This is a genomic window from Pseudomonas sp. S3E12 (assembly GCF_001702295.1).
Classification (GTDB): domain Bacteria; phylum Pseudomonadota; class Gammaproteobacteria; order Pseudomonadales; family Pseudomonadaceae; genus Aquipseudomonas; species Aquipseudomonas marginalis.
In genome coordinates this window covers 40,264-62,585 of the sequence record NZ_MBDT01000007.1, presented here as the reverse complement: position 1 = coordinate 62,585, position 22,322 = coordinate 40,264, and the positions used below count along the sequence as shown (strand labels likewise).

The 22,322-nt window shown below is 58.4% G+C and carries 20 protein-coding genes and 4 tRNA genes; 16 read left to right on the top strand and 8 right to left on the bottom strand.

Annotation, left to right across the window (positions count from 1 at the left end):
• The first annotated feature begins 29 nt into the window (after positions 1-29).
• From alaS to mgtE, 7 genes are all read left to right on the top strand, one after another.
• Positions 30-2,648, top strand: a complete 2,619-nt coding sequence (alaS, locus tag BB029_RS10025) for an alanine--tRNA ligase (RefSeq protein ID WP_065939089.1) — start codon at positions 30-32, stop codon at positions 2,646-2,648.
• A 94-nt stretch (positions 2,649-2,742) separates the two neighbouring features.
• Positions 2,743-3,984 (top strand): aspartate kinase, encoded by a 1,242-nt coding sequence (locus BB029_RS10020; protein ID WP_065939088.1) that lies wholly within the window; start codon positions 2,743-2,745, stop codon positions 3,982-3,984.
• Positions 3,985-4,159: 175 nt separating this feature from the next.
• On the top strand, positions 4,160-4,393 hold the full coding sequence (gene csrA / locus BB029_RS10015) for a carbon storage regulator CsrA (RefSeq protein ID WP_065939087.1): 234 nt from the start codon (positions 4,160-4,162) through the stop codon (positions 4,391-4,393).
• A 77-nt stretch (positions 4,394-4,470) separates the two neighbouring features.
• A tRNA-Ser gene (locus BB029_RS10010) sits at positions 4,471-4,561 on the top strand.
• Positions 4,562-4,669: 108 nt separating this feature from the next.
• Positions 4,670-4,746 (top strand) — tRNA-Arg (locus tag BB029_RS10005).
• Positions 4,747-4,818: 72 nt separating this feature from the next.
• A tRNA-Arg gene (locus tag BB029_RS10000) sits at positions 4,819-4,895 on the top strand.
• A gap of 340 nt (positions 4,896-5,235) precedes the next feature.
• Positions 5,236-6,678, top strand: coding sequence for a magnesium transporter (gene mgtE, locus BB029_RS09995; RefSeq protein WP_065939086.1), 1,443 nt, complete (start codon positions 5,236-5,238; stop codon positions 6,676-6,678).
• Between the two features lie 194 nt (positions 6,679-6,872).
• Here mgtE and BB029_RS09990 read toward each other — a convergent pair whose 3' ends face one another.
• The 3 genes from BB029_RS09990 to BB029_RS09980 form a co-directional block, all read right to left on the bottom strand.
• On the bottom strand, positions 6,873-7,199 hold the full coding sequence (locus BB029_RS09990; protein WP_003175643.1) for an Arc family DNA-binding protein: 327 nt from the start codon (positions 7,197-7,199) through the stop codon (positions 6,873-6,875).
• A 398-nt stretch (positions 7,200-7,597) separates the two neighbouring features.
• The gene (locus BB029_RS09985) at positions 7,598-7,777 is read right to left on the bottom strand and encodes a PA3371 family protein (protein ID WP_065939101.1); all 180 of its coding nucleotides are present in this window, start codon (positions 7,775-7,777) and stop codon (positions 7,598-7,600) included.
• Positions 7,778-7,788: 11 nt separating this feature from the next.
• Positions 7,789-8,019 carry a hypothetical protein gene (locus BB029_RS09980; protein ID WP_065939085.1) on the bottom strand — a complete coding sequence of 77 codons (231 nt, stop codon included), beginning with the start codon at positions 8,017-8,019 and terminating at the stop codon, positions 7,789-7,791.
• 326 nt (positions 8,020-8,345) lie between these two features.
• Between BB029_RS09980 and BB029_RS09975 the strand changes: the two genes are divergently transcribed.
• Positions 8,346-8,422, top strand: a tRNA-Arg gene (locus BB029_RS09975).
• Positions 8,423-8,708: 286 nt separating this feature from the next.
• Complete coding sequence (locus BB029_RS09970) at positions 8,709-10,091, top strand: MFS transporter (protein ID WP_065939084.1); 1,383 nt, start codon at positions 8,709-8,711, stop codon at positions 10,089-10,091.
• 60 nt (positions 10,092-10,151) lie between these two features.
• Here the strand turns inward: BB029_RS09970 and BB029_RS09965 are convergent, their stop codons facing one another.
• The 4 genes from BB029_RS09965 to flgA all read right to left on the bottom strand — a co-directional run bounded on the left by BB029_RS09965 (position 10,152) and on the right by flgA (position 12,746).
• Positions 10,152-10,901, bottom strand: a complete 750-nt coding sequence (locus tag BB029_RS09965; RefSeq protein ID WP_065939083.1) for a flagellar brake protein — start codon at positions 10,899-10,901, stop codon at positions 10,152-10,154.
• A 96-nt stretch (positions 10,902-10,997) separates the two neighbouring features.
• The gene (locus tag BB029_RS09960; RefSeq protein ID WP_065939082.1) at positions 10,998-11,468 is read right to left on the bottom strand and encodes a flagella synthesis protein FlgN; all 471 of its coding nucleotides are present in this window, start codon (positions 11,466-11,468) and stop codon (positions 10,998-11,000) included.
• Positions 11,469-11,516: 48 nt separating this feature from the next.
• Positions 11,517-11,840 carry a flagellar biosynthesis anti-sigma factor FlgM gene (flgM, locus tag BB029_RS09955; protein ID WP_065939081.1) on the bottom strand — a complete coding sequence of 108 codons (324 nt, stop codon included), beginning with the start codon at positions 11,838-11,840 and terminating at the stop codon, positions 11,517-11,519.
• 141 nt (positions 11,841-11,981) lie between these two features.
• Positions 11,982-12,746 carry a flagellar basal body P-ring formation chaperone FlgA gene (gene flgA, locus BB029_RS09950; RefSeq protein WP_065926183.1) on the bottom strand — a complete coding sequence of 255 codons (765 nt, stop codon included), beginning with the start codon at positions 12,744-12,746 and terminating at the stop codon, positions 11,982-11,984.
• Positions 12,747-12,839: 93 nt separating this feature from the next.
• Between flgA and BB029_RS09945 the strand changes: the two genes are divergently transcribed.
• The 7 genes from BB029_RS09945 (at position 12,840) to BB029_RS09915 (ending at position 19,108) form a co-directional block, all read left to right on the top strand.
• Positions 12,840-13,772: a chemotaxis protein CheV gene (locus BB029_RS09945; protein ID WP_027607784.1), complete on the top strand. Its 933-nt coding sequence runs from the start codon at positions 12,840-12,842 to the stop codon at positions 13,770-13,772.
• Between the two features lie 41 nt (positions 13,773-13,813).
• A complete protein-coding gene (gene cheR / locus BB029_RS09940) occupies positions 13,814-14,641 on the top strand; it encodes a protein-glutamate O-methyltransferase CheR (protein ID WP_027607785.1) in 828 nt (275 codons plus the stop codon).
• A gap of 305 nt (positions 14,642-14,946) precedes the next feature.
• On the top strand, positions 14,947-15,354 hold the full coding sequence (flgB, locus tag BB029_RS09935) for a flagellar basal body rod protein FlgB (RefSeq protein ID WP_003175633.1): 408 nt from the start codon (positions 14,947-14,949) through the stop codon (positions 15,352-15,354).
• 3 nt (positions 15,355-15,357) lie between these two features.
• Positions 15,358-15,801, top strand: coding sequence for a flagellar basal body rod protein FlgC (gene flgC, locus BB029_RS09930; RefSeq protein WP_024076985.1), 444 nt, complete (start codon positions 15,358-15,360; stop codon positions 15,799-15,801).
• A gap of 16 nt (positions 15,802-15,817) precedes the next feature.
• Positions 15,818-16,543, top strand: a complete 726-nt coding sequence (gene flgD, locus BB029_RS09925; protein WP_065939080.1) for a flagellar hook assembly protein FlgD — start codon at positions 15,818-15,820, stop codon at positions 16,541-16,543.
• A 31-nt stretch (positions 16,544-16,574) separates the two neighbouring features.
• Positions 16,575-17,879, top strand: a complete 1,305-nt coding sequence (gene flgE / locus BB029_RS09920) for a flagellar hook protein FlgE (protein ID WP_065939079.1) — start codon at positions 16,575-16,577, stop codon at positions 17,877-17,879.
• Positions 17,880-18,055: 176 nt separating this feature from the next.
• Positions 18,056-19,108 (top strand): hypothetical protein, encoded by a 1,053-nt coding sequence (locus tag BB029_RS09915; RefSeq protein ID WP_256558179.1) that lies wholly within the window; start codon positions 18,056-18,058, stop codon positions 19,106-19,108.
• 101 nt (positions 19,109-19,209) lie between these two features.
• Here BB029_RS09915 and BB029_RS09910 read toward each other — a convergent pair whose 3' ends face one another.
• A complete protein-coding gene (locus BB029_RS09910) occupies positions 19,210-22,104 on the bottom strand; it encodes a ribonucleoside-diphosphate reductase subunit alpha (RefSeq protein WP_065939077.1) in 2,895 nt (964 codons plus the stop codon).
• Positions 22,105-22,322: the final 218 nt, after the last annotated feature.

Genomic DNA, 22,322 nt, shown 5'->3' with positions numbered 1-22,322 from the left:
CTTTGGCCGCAGCCTCCGTGGAAGAACCTATGAAAAGCGCAGAAATCCGTGAAGCCTTCCTTCGCTTCTTCGAAGAGCAAGGTCACACCCGTGTCTCCTCCAGCTCCTTGATCCCAGGCAATGACCCCACCCTGCTGTTCACTAACGCGGGGATGAACCAGTTCAAGGACTGCTTCCTGGGCCAGGAAAAACGCGCCTACACCCGCGCCACCAGCAGCCAGAAGTGCGTGCGTGCCGGCGGCAAGAACAGTGACCTGGAAAACGTCGGCTACACCGCCCGCCACCACACGTTCTTCGAGATGCTGGGTAACTTCAGCTTTGGTGATTATTTCAAGAAAGACGCGATTACCTTCGCCTGGACCTTCCTGACCGGCGTGTTGAAGCTGCCCAAGGAAAAACTCTGGGTGACTGTGTACGCGACGGACGATGAAGCGTATGACATCTGGACCAAGGAAATCGGGGTGCCCGTCGAGCGCATGATTCGCATCGGCGACAACAAGGGCGCGCCTTACGCTTCCGACAACTTCTGGACCATGGGCGATACCGGCCCATGCGGCCCCTGCACCGAGATTTTCTACGATCACGGCGCCGACATCTGGGGTGGCCCACCGGGCTCGCCGGAAGAAGACGGCGACCGTTACATCGAGATCTGGAACAACGTGTTCATGCAGTTCAACCGCACCGCCGATGGCGTGCTGCATCCGCTGCCAGCGCCGTCGGTGGACACCGGCATGGGCCTGGAGCGCATCAGTGCGGTGATGCAGCACGTTCACTCCAACTACGAGATCGACCTGTTCACCAACCTGCTGAGCGCGTCGGCCGCGGCCATTGGTTGTGCCAATGAAAGCCAGTCGTCCCTCAAGGTGGTGTCGGACCACATCCGTTCCTGCGGTTTCCTGATCGCCGACGGTGTACTGCCGTCCAACGAAGGCCGTGGCTACGTGCTGCGTCGCATCATCCGTCGCGCCTGCCGTCACGGTAACAAGCTGGGGGCCACCGGCAGCTTCTTCTACAAGATCGTCGCCGCACTGGTTGCCGAGATGGGCGATGCCTTCCCGGAACTCAAGCAGCAGCAGGACAACATCGAGCGTGTGCTCAAGGCTGAAGAAGAACAGTTCTCCAAGACCCTGGAGCACGGCCTGAAGATTCTGGAACAGGACTTGGCCGAGCTCAAAGGCACCGTGGTGCCGGGCGATGTCGTGTTCAAGCTGTACGACACCTATGGCTTCCCGATGGACCTGACCGCCGACATTGCCCGTGAGCGCGAGCTGACCATCGACGAAGCCGGGTTTGAGCGTGAGATGGAAGCCCAGCGCGTGCGCGCCCGTTCCGCCAGTTCCTTTGGCCTGGACTACAACACCCTGGTCAAGGTTGACGTGCCCACCGAATTCACCGGTTACAAGGCGACCGTTGGCGCGGCCAGGATCGTTGCCATTTATAAAGACGGCAAGTCGGTCGACGTGTTGAGCGAAGGCGAAGAGGCAGTTGTGGTCCTGGACCAGACGCCGTTCTACGCCGAATCCGGTGGCCAGGTCGGTGACTGTGGTTTCCTGAGTTCGACCTCCGGTCGTTTCGAGGTGCGCGACACCACCAAGACCGGCGGTGCGTTCCTGCATCACGGCGTGCTGGTGCTGGGCAACCTGACGGTCGGTGCGCCGGTGGACACCCAGGTCGATGCCGATGTACGCCATGCCACCGCGCTGAACCACTCGGCCACGCACTTGCTGCACGCCGCGCTGCGCCAGGTGCTGGGCGAGCACGTCCAGCAGAAGGGGTCGTTGGTCGACAGCCAGCGCCTGCGTTTCGACTTCAGTCACTTCGAAGCGATCAAGCCTGAGCAGATCAAGGCCCTGGAAGACATCGTCAACGCTGAGATTCGCAAGAACTCCCCGGTAGAAACTGAAGAAACCGACATCGAGACGGCCAAGGCCAAGGGTGCCATGGCGCTGTTCGGCGAGAAATACGGCGACAGCGTGCGCGTGCTGAGCATGGGCGGCGACTTCTCGGTTGAACTGTGTGGCGGTATCCACGCCAACCGTACCGGCGACATCGCCCTGCTGAAGATCATCAGCGAAGGCGGCGTGGCATCGGGTGTGCGTCGTATTGAGGCGGTGACCGGCGCTGCGGCCCTGGCCTACCTGAATGCGGCTGAAGAACAACTCAAGGAAGCGGCCAGCCTGGTCAAGGGCAGCCGCGACAACCTGATCGACAAGTTGTCCGCCGTTCTGGAGCGCAACCGTGCGCTGGAGAAACAGCTGGAGCAGTTGCAAGCCAAGGCGGCCAGCGCTGCGGGCGACGATCTGTCGGCTTCGGCCGTTGACGTCAAGGACGTGAAAGTCCTGGCTGCACGCCTGGACGGCCAGGACGGCAAGGCGCTGTTGGCCCTGGTCGATCAGTTGAAGAACAAGCTCGGCCGCGCAGTGATCCTGCTCGGCAGTGTCCATGAGGAGAAGGTCGTGCTGGTTGCCGGTGTAACCAAGGACCTGACTGGCCAACTCAAGGCCGGTGATTTGATGAAGCAAGCCGCTGCGGCAGTGGGCGGGAAGGGCGGCGGTCGTCCGGACATGGCGCAAGGCGGTGGTGTAGACGCCAGTGCACTGGACGCGGCCCTGGCCCTGACCGTGCCATTTGTCGAGGCAGGTATTTAAGGCACTGTTAACCCGCCCGTGGTCTAGTCACGGGCTGTTCTGTGCTGGTTGATTGGATATTAGGCGCCCCTTTACGGGCTGAGGCGGCTTGGAAATGGCTTTGATCGTACAGAAATTTGGAGGCACCTCGGTCGGCTCTGTCGAAAGAATCGAGCAGGTGGCCGACAAGGTTAAGAAATTCCGCGATGCCGGTGACGACCTGGTCGTGGTGCTGTCGGCCATGAGCGGCGAGACCAATCGCCTGATCGAACTGGCCAAGGCCATCAGTGGCGAGCAACAGCCGCTGCCGCGTGAGCTGGATGTGATCGTGTCCACCGGCGAGCAGGTGACCATCGCCTTGCTGGCCATGGCCCTGAACAAACGTGGCGTGCCTGCCGTGTCCTACACTGGCAGCCAGGTGCGCATCCTCACCGACAGCGCGCACACCAAGGCCCGGATCCTGCAGATTGACGACCAGAAAATTCGCAGTGATCTGAAAGCCGGGCGCGTGGTAGTTGTAGCGGGCTTCCAGGGTGTGGACGAGCACGGCAACATCACCACCCTCGGGCGTGGCGGTTCTGATACCACCGGTGTGGCCCTGGCTGCGGCCCTCAAGGCTGACGAGTGCCAGATCTACACCGATGTGGATGGCGTCTACACCACCGACCCGCGTGTGGTGTCCGTGGCCCAGCGCCTGGACAAGATCACCTTTGAAGAGATGCTGGAAATGGCCAGCCTCGGCTCCAAGGTGTTGCAGATCCGCGCGGTGGAGTTCGCCGGCAAGTACAACGTTCCGCTGCGCGTATTGCACAGCTTCAAGGAGGGTCCGGGCACCCTCATTACTATTGATGAAGAGGAATCCATGGAACAGCCGATCATTTCCGGCATCGCTTTCAACCGCGATGAAGCCAAGCTGACGATCCGTGGCGTGCCAGACACCCCGGGCGTGGCCTTCAAGATTCTGGGCCCTATCAGCGATGCGAATGTTGAAGTCGACATGATCGTGCAGAACGTCTCGCACGATAACACCACCGATTTCACCTTCACCGTGCACCGCAACGAGTACGATGCGGCGTTGAAAATCCTGGAGAACACCGCGAGCGAAATTGGCGCCCGTGAAGTGGTCGGCGATACCAAGATTGCCAAGGTCTCGATCGTAGGTGTGGGCATGCGTTCCCATGCCGGCGTTGCCAGCCGCATGTTCGGGGCTTTGGCCAAGGAAAGCATCAATATCCAGATGATCTCTACCTCGGAAATCAAAGTTTCGGTGGTGATTGAAGAGAAGTACCTGGAGCTGGCTGTACGCGCGCTGCATACCGCTTTTGAGCTGGATGCTCCTGCCCGACAGGGCGAGTGACGCAATGCCAGGAAGGCGCGGTTTACCGCGCCTTTCATTTTTTTGTAGGGCGCATGGTCTTTTGCGTGCGCTCGACAATACTTAGGCCGTTAGGGCTATGGCTATCGAGTCGTAGGTCGAACGCCTTTTTTTTGCAGACTGTTGTTCCTGAAATGAAATGCGTGAGGAGAAAGGTATGCTGATTCTGACTCGTCGGTGCGCAGAAAGCCTGATTATCGGTGATGGCGAAATCACCGTGACCGTGCTCGGCGTCAAAGGCAATCAAGTACGTATCGGGGTGAATGCTCCGAAAGAGGTAGCGGTCCACCGCGAGGAAATCTACCAGCGGATCAGTAAAGAGAAGGACAGAGAGAAGGGTAAAGATCAGGACGCGCAAAACGACGAACAGAAGGACGAGGAAAAGGACTGAGAACCAAGCCTTTAATTTTTATCGTTTTTTATGTTTGCAAACGGGGATGAACGTGGTTAATATACGCCCCGTGTTGCGGAGAGCTGGCCGAGTGGCCGAAGGCGCTCCCCTGCTAAGGGAGTACACCTCAAAAGGGTGTCGGGGGTTCGAATCCCCCGTTCTCCGCCATTATTTGCTTAGTACGTTGCAATCTGGTTTTTTCGCTAAGTTGTTGAAATTAAACGAAAAAATAGCTTTACATAGAGATTGAACGGCCTATAATGCGCGGCAACAAATGCACTCGTAGCTCAGCTGGATAGAGTACTCGGCTACGAACCGAGCGGTCACAGGTTCGAATCCTGTCGAGTGCACCATTTAAGAGTTAGTTGCAGCAATGCAGGTAGCTTGGCTTCAACCAGTTGTGATCTGGTCTAAAAACACAATCTGCACTCGTAGCTCAGCTGGATAGAGTACTCGGCTACGAACCGAGCGGTCACAGGTTCGAATCCTGTCGAGTGCACCATACAAACAAAAAGCCCGCCTAGTGCGGGCTTTTTGCCGTCTGGGGTTTGTGTAGATCCTTATCTTTTTCTCCTCCCTCGTGTGTTTTTCATTCCGGTGATGGCGTCGCAGTTGAATAGGTGCGGCCAATACTCAACTTTGGCTCGCAAGCGCTTGTTCTTTCCAGTTTTTTGACGTTAAAAACGGATGCACGGTGTATCATTGCGCCCGTCAGCCCCGCCGGGGCTTATGGAATACCTCCATGGACTTACCCAGTAGTTACTCAGTACCCCGTTTTACCAATCATGAATTGACTGATTGATCCTTCCGGCGTGCCCCGCTGCTGGGAGTGGAGTTCGCCTATGACCGAAGTAGAAGTAAAGAAAACACAAGAAAGCCTGCAGGATCGCCTGGCTCAAGTCATCGAGCTGCTGCAGCGCCAGCGCGTGGTCGAAGATTTCACGCACCGCCAGGATGGTCCGAATAACGACCTGGTGGAAAACCTGGTTCACCGCCAGAACCTCGTCGAGTTGCAACGCAAGCTCGATGACCTGCACTCCGCCGACGTTGCCTACATTCTCGAAGCCTTGCCGCTGGATGATCGACTGACCCTCTGGCAGTTGGTCAAGGCCGACCGCGACGGCGATATCCTGCTCGAAGTATCCGACTCGGTCCGTGAAACCTTGATCGCCGACATGGACGATCACGAGCTCCTGGCCGCCGCCAGGGAGATGGACGCTGACGAACTGGCCGACCTGGCTCCTGAGTTGCCGCGTGATGTTGTCCATGAACTGATGGAAGCGCTGGACACTCAGCAGCGTGAGCGGGTGCGTTCCGCGCTGTCTTACGATGAGGATCAGGTCGGCGCACTGATGGACTTCGAGATGGTCACCATCCGCGAAGATGTCAGCCTGGAAGTGGTATTGCGTTACCTGCGCCGGCTGAAAGAGCTGCCGAGCCATACCGACAAACTGTTCGTGGTCGACTATGAAGGCATTCTCAAGGGCGTGCTGCCAATCAAGCGCCTGTTGGTCAACGATCCGGAGAAAAAGGTGGCTGACCTGATGGCCAGCGATACCGTGAGCTTTCATCCCGATGAAGATGCCTACGACGCAGCGCAGGCCTTTGAGCGTTACGACTTGATCTCCGCTCCGGTGGTCGACAAGAACGGCAAGCTGATCGGCCGTCTGACCATCGATGAAATCGTCGACTTGATTCGTGAAGAGAGTGAAACCGAAGTCCTCAACATGGCGGGTTTGCGTGAAGAGGAAGATATTTTTGCGTCAGTCTGGCGTTCCCTGCATAACCGCTGGGCCTGGCTGGCCGTTAACCTGATTACTGCGTTTATCGCCTCCCGTGTGATCGGGCTGTTCGAAGGTTCCATCGAGAAGCTGGTGGCCCTGGCGGCGTTGATGCCGATTGTGGCAGGCATTGGTGGTAACTCGGGCAACCAGACCATCACCATGATCGTACGCGCCATGGCGCTGGACCAGGTCAGTACCGCCAACTCTTCGCGCCTGCTGCGCAAGGAGTTGGCAGTGGGCCTGATCAATGGCCTGGTGTGGGGTGGGGTGATTGGCGTGGTGGCCTACTTGCTGTACGGCAGTTGGTCCCTGGGGGTGGTGATGACCGCTGCCATGACCCTCAACCTGCTGCTGGCGGCCCTGATGGGGGTGCTGATCCCCATGACCCTGGCACGCCTTGGGCGCGACCCGGCCATGGGCGCCAGCGTGATGATCACGGCCATGACCGACAGTGGTGGCTTCTTCATCTTCCTCGGTTTGGCGACGATCTTTTTGCTCTGATCTGTCTCGGGCGGGCGCCCTCTGCATAGCAGTTGTCGAGCCTTGGCGAGGCTGGGTCAGCGGTGTGCCAGACAGGGCGCAAACGCAGCCTCGCCAAGGCTCGACAGCTGCGGCGTGATAAAAATGTCGAGACCTGTATAAATCCCAGGCAAAAAAAAGCCAGCACACGGCTGGCTTCGGCTTTCAGTGGCGGATCAATTGGCTTCTGCGGCCGCCTCGACGTCGTGCGCGATAAGCGAGACGAGGGCATTTTGCTGGCGGTGGGAGAGCTGACGAAAACGCTGCAGCAGTTCGCGTTCGTGCAGCGACAGCTCAGGGCTGTCCAGGCGCATGCTCAGTTCGTCACCCAGCGCACCTTCCTGAATAAGGCTCTGCTCCAGGCGCGCGATGATTTCGGAGTTCATGCTGCGGTGATGATTGCGAGCCACCTCGGCAATGCGTTCCCGCATTCCGTCTGGCAGACGTACGACGAACTTGTCAGCCGTACGGCTGGAATAAATTGCCTGTTTCAATGGGCGCATATATTTAACCGGTTAGTTCAGGGGAGCGGTTATTGGAATTGGCCGCAAGATGAGTGTTAAGACAAGACTCACGACCAAAGTTCAACCCGAATTGCAAAGAGGCCGCATCATGCCTCAGATTTGCCAGTTCCTTGGCGTCAATTCTGTGACAAATATTGAACTGCCTAAAGGCTTTATGCCAGCACTCATTTGCATTTTTGCGGACTGGTTGGAAAACTTTTCCATGGGTGATTCCGCAACGGAACTTTCCGTAAGTCCAGGCCAGCACAGGGTTTGAGGCCGCACATCCTATAGCAAAGTGGCCTTTTGCCCTTAGTTTTAAGACTAGTGGCAATTTGCCGATTTACTAGGGTGAGGCGACATAAGGTAGGGGGAGGGCAGAGTAGAGAAGGGACGGGTCAGCGTAAAACCGGGTCAAATTTGATTCGGCGACCCACGACGAGCGTCAACAGAAGCAGGCTTGCGAAAACGCCGGCAGCGACGAATGCGCTGGTTTGCCCATCCTGGGAGCTTGCACTCAGTCCCATAAGGCCAGTGGCGATGGTGAGGCACAGAAACAGCCAGGCAAATTTGCTCATCATCAGTGTCCTTAAAAAACCCAGTGTTCAGATGCGGGCGCGGCCTGGGCGCCTTGAGTCAGGCGTACTGGCGCTTGTGCATTCGGTGTCATCACGGCCAGTTGCGGACGTTGTTGCAAGTGGTGGGGGACTGCCTGCTGGCTAATCTGAGCGGGGTCGTTGCTGCCCGTCGATTGAAAGTGGAACATCACCAGTGCAGCCAAGGCCACGGTGTTGAGAGCTAACAGAATGGCACTGTTCATGGTCGTGTTCTCCGTTTAATGCCTTGGCTGAATGGGGCTTGCAGGAGAACTGTTGCAGGTGTCGTGCCAAAATATAAATTCATTAAAATCAATGGCTTGAGTTTACTTTAGCAGGGTGCGGGGTTGCAATTTGCAATGCTGGCATTTTGGAGGAGTGCATTTTGCACGATCAGGCCAAGTGCCCGTATTTGCGGGGCGAAACCGCCATCGTTGCGGTAAGGCTCGGCCTACACTCAAAAAGCCCACGGACGACATGACAAAACCCAGTTCGGCCGTTAACATGCACGCCGTCTGTCGCAGTGCCCTTGGCCTGATGGCTGTCATTTGTCCCAGTAGCTCAATTGGATAGAGCATCCCCCTCCTAAGGGGAAGGTTGGCCGTTCGAACCGGCCCTGGGACACCAGATTCGAAGTCCGTCGAGAAAGCCCCGCACAGAACCTCCTGGCGGGGCTTTTTTGTGGGCGCTCGATCTTTTTACACGCAGGTCGAACCTTGTCGCCGATCAAGGTTCACAGCAGGTGCTGTGATGTATTTGTCGCAACCATGTACCTTGCGCCCCATCCGACAGCGTCTGAGCTGTAAGCAAAATAATCCCCGGAACAGCGCATGTTGCCTGTCCGGACCCTGTCACCCCGGACTATCATGCCGATAGCCCTGTCTCTCACCGCAAGGAGCCGCTCGGAACGCCGATGCGCCAGATCTGGAAATCTTTTCGAGCCCTTTATTTCGCCTCCTTGATGATGCTGATTGGCTCTGGCCTGCTCAGTACCTACCTGGCCTTGCGCCTGGCGGCCGACCACGTCGACAGCCTATGGGTGGGCGCGCTGATGGCGGCCAACTACTTTGGCCTGGTGCTGGGCGGCAAGATCGGGCATCGCCTGATTGCCCGGGTCGGGCATATTCGTGCCTACGCCACCTGTGCCGGGATTGTCGGTGCGGCGGTGCTGGGCCATGGCCTGGTCGATTGGCTGCCGGCCTGGATTGTGCTGCGGGTAATCGTGGGCCTGGGGATGATGTGCCAGTACATGGTCATCGAGAGCTGGCTCAATGAGCAGGCCGATGCCAAGCAGCGTGGCGTGGTGTTCAGCGGTTATATGATCGCTTCCTACCTGGGTCTGGTATTGGGCCAGTTGATACTGGTGATGCATCCCCAGCTTGGCCTGGAGTTGCTGATGCTGGTGGCGCTGTGCTTCGCCTTGTGCCTGGTGCCGGTGGCCATGACCCGACGCATTCACCCGGCGGCCTTGCATCCTGCGCCGATGGAGCCGCGTTTCTTTATCAAGCGTGTGCCGCAGTCGCTGAGTACGGTGTTGGGGGCGGGGTTGATCGTCGGTTCGTTCTACGGCCTGGCGCCGCTGTATGCCTCCCAGCAAGGGTTGAGTACTGAACAGGTGGGCCTGTTCATGGGTAGCTGCATTTTTGCCGGGTTGCTGGTGCAGTGGCCGTTGGGCTGGCTGTCGGATCGTTATGATCGCGCGCTGCTGATCCGCTGCTTCGCCTTGTGCCTGGCGGTGGCGGCACTGCCGTTGGCAATCATGACCCAAGTGCCGCTGGAAGTGCTGTTTGTGGCGGGCTTCCTGTGTTCTCTCGTGCAGTTTTGCCTGTATCCATTGGCGGTGGCGTTTTCCAACGACCATGTAGAGGGGGATCGCCGGGTCTCGCTGACGGCCATGCTGCTGGTGACCTACGGTATCGGCGCCAGTGTCGGGCCGTTGCTGGCGGGTGTGGTGATGAAGCTGTTCGGCAGCCAGATGCTGTATGCGTTTTTCAGTCTGTGCGCGCTGATCCTGGTGTGGCGAATCCGGCCTAAGGCGGTGACCAACCTGCACCAGGTGGAAGATGCCCCCCTGCATCACGTGGCAATGCCCGACAGTATGTCGAGTTCACCGCTGGTGGCAGCGCTGGACCCGCGGGTCGACGAGCAGGTGGTGCAGGAGCAGATGCAGACTGTCCCTGATCCCGAGCCGCAGGCCGATCCGGAGCCGCCGGTGGATGAGCCCGTCTTCGAAGGGCCACCTGAGCCCCTGGGGCCGGACGAGCATCCTCACGAATTGAGCAGGGCGCGCCCCTGAAAGCAAAAACGGGCAGATCCCAAAGGGTCTGCCCGTATTTTTTGCTGCGATGGTTAAGGATCAAAAATCGTCGTCTTTGTCGAACCGTCGTGCTTCACGCTGCAACTGGTACACAAAGCGCTCGACTTGGCGTTGCACCAAACCACTCATGTTGTGGAAGCGCACACCGGCAAAGGTCGTGTTGATCCTTTCCTCGAAGTGCAGGTATCGCAGTTCGACGGCGGTGGTCATGCTGCCAAACGGCAGGGCCGCGATAAAACGGTCGTAGACCTGGCCCAGTTGCAGGCGCTCGGAAATATCGCCTTCAAAACGCAACTTGCAGCCGGTGGCGGAAATATCCAGCAGTTTGCCGTTGATCGGCAGCTGAAGCTTCTCGCCGCCCAGCTCAATATTCACCAGTTGCGCCAGCTTCAACGCGGCGCGGAAGGCATTGCGGCGCTGATGGTAGACCACCTCGCCCGGCAGGCTGCCGGTGTAGATACGGTGGCCGTCTTTTTCGCTGATGGTCAAGGTGCCATTGCTTTCCCAGGCGACGCGTACGCCATCATGGAAACCTTCGATGCGAAAGGGTTCGCCGTTTTCGAGGTGGCGCTCGCCGTCGCGGGGGATCATTTCGTCCAGCGCCAGCGTGTTGCTGTCGCGGTTGACGTCCACCAGGTAGCTCTGGAAGCGCTGGCTGCGTTCGTGGAAAGTGATGATCAGCGGGTCATGGCTGTCTTGCAGCATCCGCAAGGTGCCGGCGATTTCCAGAGGCGTGGTGAGGACCTTGGGTGGCTGCGGGGCATCTTCCGCATTAAGGGCGTTGAACACGGTTCTTCCATCTCCAGACAAAATACGACTACACGCAAGAACCGGCATTTTGCCAGCATGTGGCGGGCCTTGGATAGGGCGCGCTGTAAACCGGTGTCAGGCTTGGCTGCGAGTGCTTGGCTTGACCAGGCGCGAGGTGGAGCCCTGGGCGTTATAGAGTGCCGGAGGCTCTCCGCCGTGGAGTATACGCAACTGGTTGGCGGTCGTAGCTTGCTGAAGCTGGATCGACTGACCGTTAAGCAGGTTGGCTTCCTGGCACTGGGCGAGCAATTGGTTGAGTTCTTTGCTCTGGCTCAGCAGTTGATCGCCGACCGAGGAGTGGCTGGCCAACTGCGCCAGGCCGTCGTGGTCTGCCGGCAGGCCGAGGCTGATGAGGATCTGGCTGCGTTTTTTGCCGTGCTGTTCCAGCAGGACGATCAACGACTGCTTGCGTGCCAGAATTTCTTCCAGCAGCGGCATGTCCCGGCCATAGAGGGCCAGTGATTCTTCTTTGAGCAGCTCGAGCAATTGTTGCGTCGGCGCTAGATCATCAATGATCAGTTGAAGCAAATGTTCGTCGTGATGCATGGCTGGCCTTGGGTTTTAAGCGTCCAAAAGCCCTGCGCAGGCCTTTGCCTAGCGCTCGGCTTCGAAGTTAAGCAGCTTGCTGGCTACACGGTTGCTGTCGACTTTATAGCTGCCATCGGCGATCGCCTGTTTCAATTCGGCCACGCGGGCTTTATTGACTACCGGTTGGTCGCGCAGCGAGTCAGTGACCTTCTGCAACTGTTGAGCCTCATTGCTCAGGTGTACGGATTCCCCGCTTTGGCTGGCACTGGCCTGTTCTGCCTTGGCGGGCAGTGCAGGGGCCTTGGCTTCTACGTTGTCCTTGGGACTGGTAGTGCGCGTAGTGCCTGACGTCGTCGGGGTGTTATTCAAACGGCTGAAATCGATGACCATGATAAAAAAACCTCTGGGTATTTGGACGCTTGCCATGTTTTCGGCCATACCCGGACAAACTTTAGGCGCGAATGACAATAAATCTCCGCACGGGGCCTCTCGTGCACAGTGTAGGAAAACCCAGCGTCCTGTACCAGTAATCTATAACGCGACCTCGACTTGCCCTGGGGCTGTCACCCGCGCCTTGATCACGCGGTTGGAGTTGAGGTTCTTGACGCGAATCTGTTCGCTCATGCCGCCGTTGGACAGCGCTTCGCCCGGCATTTTTACATTCAAGCCGCCGCTGCTCGCGGAAATCACCACCTGGTCGCCCTTGCGGATGACCTCCGCCTGTTCCAGGTGCACCAGGGTAATGACCTGATCGGTGACCACTGGTCGGGTTAATCTCTGCCCGATGGCCTGGTCCAGGGATGTCAGGTAGCCCTGGCTGATCTGGCTGATGTCGCGCTCACGCAGTACAACGTCTTCGAAATCGATGATGCCCGTTCGTTTCAGCGGGCGGGCAACCACCACCACATCACGGAACAATTTGACCTGGGCCGGTACGAACACGGTCCAGGGCGAGGCACCTTCGCAGCGTACCTTTACCGTTACGCGCCCGATCGGTTGGGCGGGACTTTCCAGGGTCGCTGTCAATTCCTTGTCGCACATCGGCATGCGCAGACGCGGGTCCAACTGGTTGACCTGGATTTCATAACGCCCCGGCGTCTGTGTGGTTGCCAGATAATCTTCTACAGTGAACTCAAGAAAGCCTTGGGTGACGCCGATAAGTAGATCAGGCAAGGTGACGTTCTCTGCACGGGCCGTGGTGCCCAGGCTGAAGGCAAGCAGCGCCAGCGGTACGCAGAGCAATCTGCAAAACCGTGTCAGGTGAAGGCGTCGGGAAACTGTCGTTTTAATGTCCATAATTCAACAAATAGCAAAGCTCGTGCCGTTTTAGTGTTGGGGGCGCGCCGCCCTTGTAGGTATAGCCAAAGGTTTTAGCGTAGGAGTCATGGCATGGCAGGAGTAATGGATTCAGTAAACCAGCGCACACAGCTGGTAGGGCAGAATCGCCTGGAGTTGCTGCTGTTTCGCCTGGATGGCAAGCAGCTGTATGGCATCAACGTATTCAAGGTGCGGGAAGTGCTGCAATGTCCCAAGCTGACGATCATGCCCAAGTCCAGTCCGGTGGTGTGCGGTGTGGCGAATATTCGTGGTGCGACTATCCCGATTCTTGACCTGGCCCTGGCCACCGGCTCGGCCGGCCTGCAGGATCGCGAGAACCCGTTCGTGATCATTACCGAGTACAACACCAAGACCCAGGGTTTCCTGGTGCGCTCGGTGGAGCGCATCGTCAACATGAACTGGGAAGAGATCCATCCGCCGCCCAAGGGCACCGGTCGCGATCACTACCTCACGGCGGTGACGCGGGTCGATAACCAGTTGGTGGAGATCATCGACGTGGAGAAGATCCTCGCCGAAGTGGCGCCCACCTCGGAGTCGATTTCCGTGGGTGTGGTCGACGCCGAGACGGCGCACAAGGCGGTCTCGCTGCGTGTACTGACGGTGGATGACTCCTCGGTGGCGCGTAAACAGGTGACTCGCTGCCTGCAAACCGTCGGCGTGGACGTTGTCGCCCTCAATGACGGGCGCCAGGCGTTGGATTACCTGCGCAAGCTGGTGGATGAAGGCAAGAAGCCGGAAGAAGAATTCTTGATGATGATCTCTGACATCGAGATGCCGGAAATGGACGGCTATACCCTCACCGCTGAGATACGCAGCGATCCACGCATGCAAAAACTGCATATCATCCTGCATACTTCGTTGTCGGGCGTATTCAATCAGGCGATGGTCAAGAAAGTCGGTGCCGATGACTTCCTGGCCAAATTCCGCCCTGATGACCTGGCATCCCGGGTAGTCGACCGGATCAAGGCAGCAGATCACGGCTAGGGTTTTCCCCTGGCGGTCATACGATTTTAGAGGCGGTATCAGTGTCTACGGGTAATTTGGATTTTGAACAGTTCCGGGTCTTCCTGGAAAAAGCCTGTGGCATATTGCTCGGTGAAAACAAGCAATACCTGGTATCCAGCCGTCTTAACAAACTGATGGAGCAGCAGGGCATCAAATCCCTGGGCGAGTTGGTTCAACGGATCCAGGGCCAGCCGCGCAGTGGCCTCAAGGAGATGGTGGTCGATGCCATGACCACCAACGAAACCCTGTGGTTTCGCGATACCTACCCCTTTGAAGTGCTCAAGAGCAAAGTGCTGCCGGAGGCCATCAAGGCCAGCCCGGGCCAGCGCCTGCGTATCTGGTCGGCCGCCTGCTCTTCGGGTCAGGAACCGTACTCGATTTCGATGTCCATCGATGAGTTCGAGCGGACCAACATGGGCCAACTGAAAGCCGGGGCGCAGATCGTCGCCACCGACCTGTCCGGCACCATGCTCACCAACTGCAAGACCGGCGAGTACGACAGCCTGGCCCTGGGCCGTGGCTTGTCCCAGGAACGTTTGCAACGCTACTTCGACCCGAAAGGGGCAGGGCGTTGGGCGGTCAAGGCGCCGATCAAGAACCGTGTGGAGTTTCGCTCGTTCAACCTGCTCGACAGCTACGCCAGCCTGGGCAAGTTCGACATGGTGTTCTGCCGCAACGTGCTGATCTACTTCTCGGCAGAGGTGAAGAAAGACATCCTGTTGCGCATCCACGGCACCCTCAAGCGTGGCGGCTACCTGTTCCTCGGTGCATCCGAGGCGCTCAATGGTTTGCCGGATCACTTCCAGATGGTGCAATGCAGCCCTGGGATCATCTACCAGGCCAAATAATCAGGCCAAATAATATGTGGGAGGGGGCTTGCTCCCGATAGCGGTGTATCAGTGATAGAGACATCAACTGATCAAACGCTATCGGGGCAAGCCCCCTCCCACATTTGTTTCTGCGGCAAAGTTGACGAAAGCGGCAACTCCCCATTGCCGCTTTACTGGCGCCACGCGGAAACCCGTTGCCGCTTTTCTGGCATTGCCGCCGGCAAGCTCCTCGCAACCCCTTGATTTACGGGGGTATCAGATATTGGCATGCGCCTTGCTATAACCCTGTTAACGAACAGCAGGTCAGCCTAAAGGTTTCCGCCATGAGCATCAGCTTCGATAAAGCGCTCGGTATCCACGAACAAGCCCTGGGCTTCCGCGCCCAGCGTGCCGAAGTCCTGGCCAACAACATTGCCAACGCCGACACCCCGAACTACAAGGCTCGGGACCTGGATTTCTCTGCCGTGCTCGCCGCACAGCAGGACAAGACCAAGAACGGCACCTTCGCCTTGAATATGACCAACAGCCGTCATATCGAAGCGCAAGGCCTGAGCAGTGGGGACGAGTCGCTGCTGTATCGCACGCCGATGCAGCCGTCGATCGACCAGAACACCGTCGACGCCCAGCTGGAGCAATCGGCCTATGCCGAGAACTCGGTGAACTTTCAGGCCAGCTTTACCCTGCTCAACAGTAAATTCAAAGGGCTGATGTCAGCCCTGCGTGGAGAGTAAGCCATGTCCCTGTCCAGTGTTTTCAATATTGCCGGCAGTGGCATGAGCGCGCAGACCACGCGCTTGAACACCGTCGCCAGTAACATCGCCAACGCCGAGACCGTGTCTTCGAGCATCGATCAGACCTACCGTGCCCGTCACCCGGTGTTCGCCACCATGTTCCAGGGTGGCCAGAGCGGTGGCAGCGATTCGCTGTTCCAGAACCAGGATGCTGCCGGCCAGGGCGTGCAGGTCCTCGGTGTGGTCGAAGACCAGAGCAATCTCGAGGCCCGTTACGAGCCGAACCATCCTGCCGCGAACGAAAAGGGTTATGTCTATTACCCCAACGTCAACGTGGTCGAGGAAATGGCAGACATGATCTCCGCCAGCCGCTCGTTCCAGACCAACGCGGAAATGATGAACACCGCCAAAACCATGATGCAGAAGGTCCTGACCCTGGGTCAGTGATAAGGGGCGCCAAATAATGGCCATCGTTGATACCACGACCAACACGGCAGTCCAGGACCTTTTCAACTCCAAGGTCAAGACCGCCACCGACAACACCACCGTCGCCGATGCTACCAAGACGGCGACGGGCAGCCAGTCACTGGGCAAGGACGCGTTCCTGCAACTGCTGGTGACCCAACTGAAAAACCAGAACCCGCTGTCGCCTCAGGACAACGGTGCGTTCGTGGCCCAGCTGGCGCAATTCAGCAGCCTGGAAGGCATCAACACCCTGAACGACTCGGTCAATGCGATCTCCAGCAACTTCAGTTCGTCGCAGGCGCTGCAGGCTTCGTCGCTGGTGGGGCGCTCGATCATCACCCAGACCAACAAGGCCTTGGTGGACACGAGCAAGAGCATGACCGGTTCGGTGGCGGTGACTGCGGCGACAGGCAACGTCTCGATCAAGATCTCCGATAAAGACGGCAACGTGGTGCGCACTATCGATATGGGTGCCCAAAGCGCGGGTTCGTCCGACTTCATCTGGGATGGCAAGAACGACAAGGGCGAGGTCGCCCCAGCCGGCACCTACACCTTCGCGGCGACGACCAAGAACGACAAGGGTGAATCGGTGGCCATGGCGACTTCGTTGCCGGCAACGGTGACCAGTGTGACGTTGAGCAAGACCGGCGGCGAAATGCTGCTGAACCTTGCAGGTGGCATGGGCAGCGTCAAGCTGTCGCAAATTCAGACTATCGGTACATAGAGCCGGCTAAATACGGCAGAGGGAGAGAAACATGTCTTTTAATATCGGCCTTAGCGGCCTCTATGCGGCCAACAAACAACTGGACGTAACCGGCAACAACATCGCCAACGTTGCGACCACTGGCTTCAAGTCGTCCCGTGCGGAATTCGCGGATATCTACGCCGCGTCCAAACTGGGCACCGGCCAGAACAGCATCGGCAACGGTGTGAACCTGGCAGCGGTGTCCCAGCAGTTCACCCAGGGTGACGTCAACAACAGCGGCGGCGTGCTGGACATGGCGATCCAGGGCGGTGGCTTCTTCGTGCAGAAGGGCAGCGATGGCTCGCTGGAGTACACCCGTAGCGGTGCCTTCCGTGCCGACAAAGACGGCTACATCACCAACAACACCGGTACTTCGCGCTTGCAGGGCTACGCAGCGGACGCGGACGGCAAGATCGTCAAGGGCGGCCTGACCGACCTGCAACTGAACCTGTCGTACCTGCCACCCAAAGCGTCCACTAAAGTCGACTCCACCAGTAACCTGAACTCGTCGGCGCCGGTGATCAATCAGACCACTAATCCGTTTGACCCAAGCGAATCCAGTTCCTTCACCACCCAGAACAGCACCACCTTGTTCGATGCCCAGGGCAACTCCCACGAGATGGTGCAGTACATGGTGAAAACAGACGCCAACGAGTGGAAGGCCTACACGTTGATCGATGGCCGTAACCTGGATGGCTCCAAGCCTACAACCACTGGCGCCACTGCGCCCGTGCCGGCAACCTTCAACTTTGACGGTGCCGGTAAGTTGCTGAGTATCGCCGGTGCGGGTGTGACCGGTACCACCCTGACGCTCACCGGCTGGATACCGGGTTCGGTGACCAACGGTGTATGGACGCCTAACGACGCGACAGCGCCGAATATTGCCGTCAACCTGGGCGACGTGACCCAATACAACTCGGCCAGCTACCGCAATCCGCCGACCACCGACGGTTACGCCACTGGCCAGATCACCGGCCTGAAAATCGACGGCAGCGGTGTAATGTTCGCCACGTTCAGCAACCAGCAGAGCAAGGCCATCGGCCAGATCTCCCTGGCCAGCTTCAACAACGAGCAAGGCTTGCAGCCATCGGGCGGCACCACCTGGAGAGAGACCTTCGCTTCGGGCCAGCCGGGTTATGACTCCCCGCAATCCGGTACCCTGGGTTCGATCGTGGCCAACTCCCTGGAGAACTCCAACGTCAACCTGACCAACGAGCTGGTGGACCTGATCAAGGCCCAGAGCAACTACCAGGCGAACGCCAAGACCATCTCGACCCAGAGTACTATCATGCAGACCATCATTCAGATGACCTGATGCCGTAGGCTCCACACCAAGCCCCTCGTAAGAGGGGCTTTTTTGTGGGTGTAAGAAAAAACCATAAAAAAATTAAGGTTACTTGTCGAAATGCTTGGGGAGGAACACTCCATTCCTGCCTTGCCACTGATTGGTCCAGAGCCTTGCGGGCTTACCAATCAATGGGAGCACCAAAGATGTGGAGTTCAGAAGTTTCTGCGTCAAGTACGGGTCGCATACCTTTTTTGTCGGGCGTTGCGCGAGGTGATTCGCCGCCTGTTGAACCTGCTGCTGAAGTATCTACGGTTAAGTCGTTGCTCAACCAGTTGCTCGATGCAGATAAAGATGGCAAGACCCAAACGGTTCAGGACCTGCGCAACAAGTTGAATGAGTTGCGCGAGAAATTGGGTGACGAGAAATTCAAGGAAATCCTTAAGAAACTGGCCGAAGAAGCTGATGGCAGGCTGCTTGAACTTCTCAAGCGGCTGCTTCGGGAGTGGTTTCCTGATAACGATGATGTAACGCCACCGGCTCCGCCACCGCGAGGAGGGGGCCGGGGGGGCGGTGCAGGGGTGAATCCGCAGGATTTTGGCCCCTCTGAATCAATGAGTAACAAGCCCTATACCAGCGGGCAAAACTATTTCAACTACAAGCCTGATAACAGTAACCCTGGGCAAAAGCCGGGAACTGGCCGAGAGCCGGGCAATATCTGGAGTGGTTTCAAGCAAGGACCCGACGGCAACTGTGTGACTGTTTCCGCAATAAAGGCTGCCATGATGCGGTATGGCAAGGAACCGACAGATGTGTTCAAGGAGGTAAAAGAGTCGGGTGATGGCTATGACGTAACGATGCGCGATGGATTCAAGCTTCACGTGTCCAAGGGCGAACTGAAAGAGGCGGCAAAGGAGGCCCGCTTCGAGGGGGATGACCCTTCGATGATAACGTCTGCAAACTTCATGTATGCCGCGAGCGCCAAGCGGGCGCAGATGGAAAACAACGATGGCACGGCAGGGTACAGTTTCAGGTCTGCCATGGAGAGCCTCAACAATGGAGAGTACTCCCGCGAAGGTCTGGATCGCTTGGGATTGAAGGGGCTTTACAGGCAGGCGACCGATGCCGACTTGAGAAGCAGCAGAGTCGGAACGGTGGAGTATGGCGGTCATTCGATGGCGGTGATTAACGGCCGTATTGAGTTATGGGGGCAGCGAGGCGGTGTACCTAAAATGGGTATAGCGACCGTGTTGATCTAGTCCTCTGCGCGGGTTTTTCCGGGCAAAAGAAAACCCCCGATACACCGTAGGCATATCGGGGGCTATTCAACCCGGGGGGTTACACCCAGGGTGGGCTCAGCTTACTGGCAAGCTTCGCAATCCGGCTCGTCGATTGCACAGGCCTTTGGCACTGGTGCCGGGCCGGCCGGGGCGGCGAGCACCGAATCATCACCGTGGTTACCGCTGGACACAGCGTTCAGCTTGCCGGTGTTGATGGTCGACTTTTCGGTGCTGGTCGCTGCCAGGGCACGGAGGTAGTAAGTGGTTTTCAGGCCACGGTACCAGGCCATGCGGTAGGTCACGTCGAGCTTCTTGCCCGATGCGCCGGCGATGTACAGGTTCAGGGACTGAGCCTGGTCGATCCACTTCTGGCGGCGGCTGGCGGCGTCGACGATCCACTTGGTGTCCACTTCGAAGGCCGTCGCGTAGAGCTCTTTGAGTTCCTGCGGGATGCGTTCGATCTGCTGCACGGAACCGTCGTAGTACTTCAGGTCGTTGATCATGACCGAGTCCCACAGGCCGCGGGCTTTCAGGTCGCGAACCAGGTACGGGTTGATCACGGTGAATTCGCCCGACAGGTTCGATTTCACATACAGGTTCTGGTAGGTCGGTTCGATCGACTGCGATACGCCAGTGATGTTGGCGATGGTCGCGGTCGGTGCGATGGCCATGATGTTGGAGTTACGAATACCTTTCTGCACACGGGCACGTACCGGTGCCCAGTCCAGGGTCTCGTTCAGGTCAACATCGATGTACTTCTGGCCACGGGCTTCGATCAGGATCTGTTGCGAATCCAGCGGCAGGATGCCCTTGGACCACAGCGAACCCTGGAACGTCTCGTAGGCGCCGCGCTCGTCGGCCAGGTCGCAGGAAGCCTGGATCGCGTAGTAGCTGACCGCTTCCATGGACTTGTCGGCGAACTCAACCGCAGCGTCCGAACCGTAGGGAATGTGCTGCAGGTACAGCGCGTCCTGGAAGCCCATGATGCCGAGGCCGACCGGACGGTGCTTGAAGTTGGAGTTCTGCGCCTGTGGCACCGAGTAGTAGTTGATGTCGATCACGTTATCGAGCATGCGTACGGCGGTGTTGACGGTGCGTTCCAGCTTGGCGGTGTCCAGCTTGCCGTTGACGATGTGGTTCGGCAGGTTGATCGAGCCCAGGTTGCAAACGGCGATCTCGTCCTTGTTGGTGTTCAAGGTGATCTCGGTGCACAGGTTCGAGCTGTGGACCACGCCCACGTGTTGCTGCGGGCTGCGCAGGTTGCATGGGTCCTTGAAGGTCAGCCATGGGTGGCCGGTTTCGAACAGCATCGACAGCATCTTGCGCCACAGGTCTTTGGCCTGGATGGTCTTGAACAGCTTGACCTTGCCTGGGTATTCGGTGAGGGCTTCGTAGTATTCGTAGCGCTCTTCGAAGGCCTTGCCGGTCAGGTCGTGCAGGTCCGGCACTTCGGAGGGCGAGAACAGGGTCCACTTGCCGTCATCGAAGACGCGCTTCATGAACAGGTCAGGGATCCAGTTGGCGGTGTTCATGTCGTGGGTACGACGACGGTCATCACCGGTGTTCTTGCGCAGCTCGATGAACTCTTCGATGTCCATGTGCCAGGTTTCCAGGTAGGCACACACGGCGCCTTTGCGCTTGCCGCCCTGGTTGACCGCTACGGCGGTGTCGTTCACCACTTTCAGGAACGGTACGACGCCCTGGGACTTGCCGTTGGTGCCCTTGATGTACGAACCCAGTGCGCGCACTGGTGTCCAGTCGTTGCCCAGGCCACCGGCGAATTTGGACAACATGGCGTTGTCGTGGATCGCGTGGTAGATGCCCGACAGGTCATCCGGCACGGTGGTCAGGTAGCAGCTCGACAGCTGTGGACGCAGGGTACCGGCGTTGAACAGGGTCGGAGTGGACGACATGTAGTCGAAGGACGACAGCAGGTTGTAGAACTCGATCGCACGGTCTTCCTTGTGCTTCTCTTCGATCGCCAGGCCCATGGCCACGCGCATGAAGAACACTTGCGGCAGTTCGAAGCGGATCCCGTCCTTGTGGATGAAGTAACGGTCGTACAGGGTTTGCAGGCCCAGGTAGGTGAACTGCTGGTCGCGCTCGTGGTTGATCGCCTTGCCGAGTTTTTCCAGGTCGAAGGTGGCCAGGACCGGGTTCAGCAGTTCGAATTCGATACCTTTGGCGATATAGGCAGGCAGCGCCTTGGCGTACAGGTCGGCCATTTCGTGGTGGGTGGCGCTGTCGGCCACGCCCAGGAAGCCCAGGCCTTCGGCACGCAGGGTGTCCATCAGCAGGCGTGCGGTCACGAACGAGTAGTTCGGCTCGCGTTCAACCAGGGTACGGGCGGTCATCACCAGGGCGGTGTTGACGTCGGTCAGGGCCACGCCGTCGTACAGGTTCTTCAGGGTTTCGCGCTGGATCAGGTCACCGTCGACTTCTTCCAGGCCTTCGCAGGCCTCGGTGATGATGGTATTCAGGCGGCCCAGGTCCAGCGGCGCGAAGCTGCCGTCGGCCAGGGTGATGCGGATCGACGGGTGCGCTTGCACGGCGGCTTCTTCGGCCGGGGTGCGGACGGCACGCTCCTTGGCGCGTGAATCGCGGTAGATCACGTAGTCGCGGGCCACTTTCTGCTCGCCGGCACGCATCAGGGCCAGTTCGACCTGGTCCTGGATTTCTTCGATGTGGATGGTGCCGCCCGACGGCATGCGACGCTTGAAGGTCGCGGTGACCTGTTCGGTCAGGCGGGCAACGGTGTCGTGGATGCGCGACGAGGCAGCAGCGGTGCCGCCTTCAACTGCAAGAAACGCTTTGGTGATGGCGACGGTGATTTTGTCATCGGTGTAAGGAACGACAGTCCCGTTACGCTTGATCACGCGCAATTGGCCAGGTGCAGTGGCGGACAGATCCATAGTCGAATCGGCGGCCTGCGGCACGGAGCCTTGCGGGTTCTCGCGAGTTGTGTCGGTTTGCATGGGGGGTTGTCTCCACATTTCTATATTTATTTGGGCACCATCACGGTGCCCACCGTTCCGTCCTGAAGCACTTACAGCAGGCCTGGGCCTGGCATAACAACTTCGGGACAGGAGGAAGGGAGCTGAACGCGCCGCTTCCATGCCGAAGTCTTCGGTTCGGGGCTCAAACGCCCTTGGCCGTATTCCTGGTGGGTGACAGTTGCCAGGTTCAAGCACTG

Excerpts from the sequence above, each read along its gene's own strand:
- alaS (WP_065939089.1), top strand. The coding sequence starts at position 30 with ATGAAAAGCGCAGAAATCCGTGAAGCCTTCCTTCGCTTCTTCGAAGAG.
- BB029_RS10020 (WP_065939088.1), top strand. The coding sequence starts at position 2,743 with ATGGCTTTGATCGTACAGAAATTTGGAGGCACCTCGGTCGGCTCTGTC.
- csrA (WP_065939087.1), top strand. The coding sequence starts at position 4,160 with ATGCTGATTCTGACTCGTCGGTGCGCAGAAAGCCTGATTATCGGTGAT.
- mgtE (WP_065939086.1), top strand. The coding sequence starts at position 5,236 with ATGACCGAAGTAGAAGTAAAGAAAACACAAGAAAGCCTGCAGGATCGC.
- BB029_RS09990 (WP_003175643.1), bottom strand. The coding sequence starts at position 7,199 with ATGCGCCCATTGAAACAGGCAATTTATTCCAGCCGTACGGCTGACAAG.
- BB029_RS09985 (WP_065939101.1), bottom strand. The coding sequence starts at position 7,777 with ATGAGCAAATTTGCCTGGCTGTTTCTGTGCCTCACCATCGCCACTGGC.
- BB029_RS09980 (WP_065939085.1), bottom strand. The coding sequence starts at position 8,019 with ATGAACAGTGCCATTCTGTTAGCTCTCAACACCGTGGCCTTGGCTGCA.
- BB029_RS09970 (WP_065939084.1), top strand. The coding sequence starts at position 8,709 with ATGCGCCAGATCTGGAAATCTTTTCGAGCCCTTTATTTCGCCTCCTTG.
- BB029_RS09960 (WP_065939082.1), bottom strand. The coding sequence starts at position 11,468 with ATGCATCACGACGAACATTTGCTTCAACTGATCATTGATGATCTAGCG.
- flgM (WP_065939081.1), bottom strand. The coding sequence starts at position 11,840 with ATGGTCATCGATTTCAGCCGTTTGAATAACACCCCGACGACGTCAGGC.
- flgA (WP_065926183.1), bottom strand. The coding sequence starts at position 12,746 with ATGGACATTAAAACGACAGTTTCCCGACGCCTTCACCTGACACGGTTT.
- BB029_RS09945 (WP_027607784.1), top strand. The coding sequence starts at position 12,840 with ATGGCAGGAGTAATGGATTCAGTAAACCAGCGCACACAGCTGGTAGGG.
- flgB (WP_003175633.1), top strand. The coding sequence starts at position 14,947 with ATGAGCATCAGCTTCGATAAAGCGCTCGGTATCCACGAACAAGCCCTG.
- flgC (WP_024076985.1), top strand. The coding sequence starts at position 15,358 with ATGTCCCTGTCCAGTGTTTTCAATATTGCCGGCAGTGGCATGAGCGCG.
- flgD (WP_065939080.1), top strand. The coding sequence starts at position 15,818 with ATGGCCATCGTTGATACCACGACCAACACGGCAGTCCAGGACCTTTTC.
- flgE (WP_065939079.1), top strand. The coding sequence starts at position 16,575 with ATGTCTTTTAATATCGGCCTTAGCGGCCTCTATGCGGCCAACAAACAA.
- BB029_RS09915 (WP_256558179.1), top strand. The coding sequence starts at position 18,056 with ATGTGGAGTTCAGAAGTTTCTGCGTCAAGTACGGGTCGCATACCTTTT.
- BB029_RS09910 (WP_065939077.1), bottom strand. The coding sequence starts at position 22,104 with ATGCAAACCGACACAACTCGCGAGAACCCGCAAGGCTCCGTGCCGCAG.